Genomic DNA, 3,450 nt, shown 5'->3' on the forward strand with positions numbered 1-3,450 from the left:
TCAGACCGAACATGGCGCCGCGGCAGTCCGGTTTCCAATACGGAGCCCCGAGGCCGGTGAAGGCGGGAACCAGAACGACATGCTGATTTGAATCGGCCTGCGCAGCCAACTCACCGCTTTGAGGAGCTGAGTCTATGATCTGTAGGGCATCGCGCAGCCATTGAACCGCAGCTCCTGCGATAAAGATCGACCCTTCCAGAGCGTAGGTTCTTTGACCATCCAGTTGATAAGCAATTGTGGTCAAAAGGCGGTTTTTTGATTCGACAGGTTCACTTCCTGTGTTCAACAACGCAAAGCAGCCAGTGCCATACGTGGATTTCATCATTCCAGGGTGAAAACACGCTTGTCCTATGGTGGCGGCCTGTTGGTCACCTGCAACCCCAAGAATCGGAATGTCGCCACCGAATAATGCAGTGCTTCCGAAATCTGCAGCGCAGTCTTTAACCTCAGGCAGCATTGCCATCGGAACGTCCAGCAGATCACAAATCTCTTCGCTCCATACACCGTTGTGAATATCAAACAACAAGGTGCGGGCGGCATTGGTTGCGTCTGTGGCGTGTATCCTGCCTTCAGTCAGGCGCCAAATCAGGAAACTGTCTATGGTCCCGAACAACAGTTCGCCAGCCTTGGCCCGCGATCGTGCGCCGGGAACCGTATCCAGCAGCCACTTTACCTTGGTTCCTGAAAAATATGGATCCAACAGCAAGCCCGTTTGGGCAGTCACGTCATCCTCGCATCCGGCTTTGCGAAACCGGTCGCAGATTTCGGCAGTTCGACGATCCTGCCAGACAATCGCGTTGTGGATAGGCTTCCCTGTCGTGCGGTCCCAGATAACAGTGGTCTCGCGCTGGTTCGTAATTCCAATGGCAGCGATCTGATCAGCGGAAATGTCAGCGTCTTTCATAGCCTCACGGCATACGCTCAGAACACTTTCCCAAATTTCCTCAGCGTCGTGTTCTACCCAGCCTTCCTGCGGGAAATACTGAGTAAACTCCTGCTGAGCGGTATTTGCGCGCTGCATATTTTCGTCAAACAAAATGGCCCGCGAAGACGTTGTTCCCTGATCGATCGCCAGAATATATGTCATGCCTGCTCTCTCCCCAAAACGTTTTGCGGGAGATTAGCGCAAACTGTCGCGCACGTTCCAGTACAGAAATCAGGCTGGCAAAACAGGAATATTATCGATCAAACGAACACCTTCTACCCATGCCGCGACAAAAAGACGGGCTGGGCGCTCCGCGTGGGTCAATAGTTCAAGAGTTTCGGCGCAGCGAAGTTCCATGTACTCGATTTCCGTGAAACCCTCATCCAACAGAACCGACTGCGCCTGCTCGACCAAGCTATCCATTGCCTGACCTGTCCGAAGCCCTTCGGAGACATGTTGCATCACCTGGTACTTTTTCGAGGCGACCTCTATCCCGGCAGTGGACAGGCGGGCATTGCGCGATGACAAAGCAAGGCCTGAAGGCTCCCGTACTGTTTCACAACCGATAACCTGAACAGGAATGTCCAAATCGCGGGCCATACGGCGAACCACAAGCAATTGTTGATAGTCTTTTTCTCCAAAATAAGCTTTGTCTGCTTGGGTTTGCAGAAACAGTTTCGCAACGACCGTAGCGACACCTTCGAAATGCCCGGGGCGGCCCGGGCCTTCCATCATGTCCGCAAGCCCCGCCACCGAAACCGTGGTGGAAAATCCGTCAGGGTAAATTTCTTTTGCTTCGGGAACATAGATTGCACCGATACCATAGGGTTCAAGTATATTGGCGTCCTCAGCCTCGGTACGTGGATACCTGTCCAGGTCTTCGGGATTGTTGAACTGCGTTGGATTCACAAAGATTGTGACGACGACCTGGTCGCATTCTTTCTTAGCGGTTTCGACCAGCGAAAGGTGGCCTGCGTGCAGTGCGCCCATGGTTGGTACGACGCCGATCGTTTCATCATCACGGTGCCATTGGGTGGTAAGTGCGCGCAGGTCTTTCAGACTGCGCAGGATTGGGGCGGTCATACTGTTGTTTCCGCGGGAGTTGGCTGATCGCTAAAGACGTGTGCATCCGTGGGAAATGCGCGCGCGCGTACATCAGAGGCATATTCCGCGATTGCAGCTTCAGCTAGTGGACCCAACTCGGCGTAGCGTTTCACAAACTTTGGTTTGAACGCTGTGAAAAACCCGACCATGTCGTCGACTACAAGGATTTGCCCATCGCATCCGGCCGAAGCTCCGATTCCGATAGTTGGAATATCGACCTCTTCAGTTATCCGGTCGGCCAATACCTGCGGAACCTTCTCTAACACAACGGAAAACGCTCCAGCTTTAGCAACTGCCCGCGCGTCATCAACAACGGCGTCAGAGAGTTCGGCGCGACCCTGAACTTTATATCCGCCCAAAGTATTGATTGACTGAGGTGTCAGGCCAATATGCGCCATCACTGGAATGCCGCGCTTTACCAAAAAGCGAATGGTTTCGGCCATTTCGACTCCGCCTTCCAGTTTAACGGCGCCTGCGCCTGTTTCGGCCATCAGCCTAGCGGCATTTCGGAAGGCTTGCTCAGTGCTTTCTTCATAACTGGCAAAAGGCATGTCGATTACCATCATTGCTTTGTTCAAGCCGCGCGCAACCGCCTGACCATGCAGAATCATCATCTCCATCGTCACCCCAAGCGTTGAGGTAAGCCCGTGCAGGACCATTCCGACGCTGTCACCTACAAGCACAAAGTCGCAATGGGCATCCATTAGCTGGGCCATTGGCGTTGTGTAGGCTGTCAGACTAACCAAAGGCGTTCCGCCCTTTCGGGCGCGAATGTCTTCGGCGTTTGGGGCTTTTTTGCGGGCCGTGGCGCTCATGCTCGCTCCTGCGGGTTCTTGTTGCAGCGCCGCATAGCAGAAGCAAACGGGGCAAAGAAACCCCGGTTGCGCCAACAATTCCTTGATTGACCCAAGGTTTAAAGGGACATTGGTCTCAGAACGATCCGCGAAACGCGGACCAATCCATTAAATGGGGAGTGAATTTTATGGGAATGCAGTCGGTTCGATCTTTCACCTCAGCCTTGGCGCTTGGCGCTATTCTGATTGGGTCACAAGCGTTCGCGAAGTCGGACATAACCATTGCCATGCAACTTGAGCCACCGCACCTGGATCCGACCAGTGCGGCAGCGCAAGCCATCGATTCGGTGGTTTATACCAACGTCTTTGAAGGACTGACCCGTTTTATGGGTGATGGTTCGGTTGTACCCGGACTTGCCGAAAGTTGGGAGATTTCGGATGATGGGAAAGTCTACACATTCAAGTTGCGCGATGGCGTGACCTTTCACGACGGCACCGCGATGGATGCCGAAGACGTTAAATTCAGCCTTGACCGTGCCACTGCTGAAGACAGTGCAAATGCCCAGAAAGCTTTGTTTGCTGGAATAGAAAGCGTCGAGGTTGTCGACCCGTTGACCGTAAAAATGA

General features: G+C 53.5%; 4 protein-coding genes. 1 reads left to right on the forward strand and 3 read right to left on the reverse strand.

From position 1 onward, the window contains the following. From AC2FNV_RS23375 to panB, 3 genes are all read right to left on the reverse strand, one after another. The coding region (locus tag AC2FNV_RS23375; protein ID WP_496774711.1) for an FGGY family carbohydrate kinase at positions 1–1,087 on the reverse strand (1,087 nt) is incomplete at its 3' end. A 69-nt stretch (positions 1,088–1,156) separates the two neighbouring features. Beyond that, positions 1,157–2,008, reverse strand: coding sequence for a pantoate--beta-alanine ligase (gene panC / locus AC2FNV_RS23380; RefSeq protein WP_170602975.1), 852 nt, complete (start codon positions 2,006–2,008; stop codon positions 1,157–1,159). Then, entirely contained in the window at positions 2,005–2,844 is an 840-nt protein-coding gene (panB, locus tag AC2FNV_RS23385) for a 3-methyl-2-oxobutanoate hydroxymethyltransferase (protein WP_170602976.1), read from the reverse strand. The genes panC and panB overlap by 4 nt, the downstream gene beginning before the upstream one ends. A gap of 173 nt (positions 2,845–3,017) precedes the next feature. On the opposite strand from panB, the gene AC2FNV_RS23390 reads away from it, so the two are divergent. Beyond that, positions 3,018–3,450: ABC transporter substrate-binding protein (locus AC2FNV_RS23390; RefSeq protein ID WP_496774713.1), on the forward strand; the 433-nt coding region annotated here is incomplete at its 3' end.

The organism is Ruegeria sp. BHSA163 (assembly GCF_059613365.1).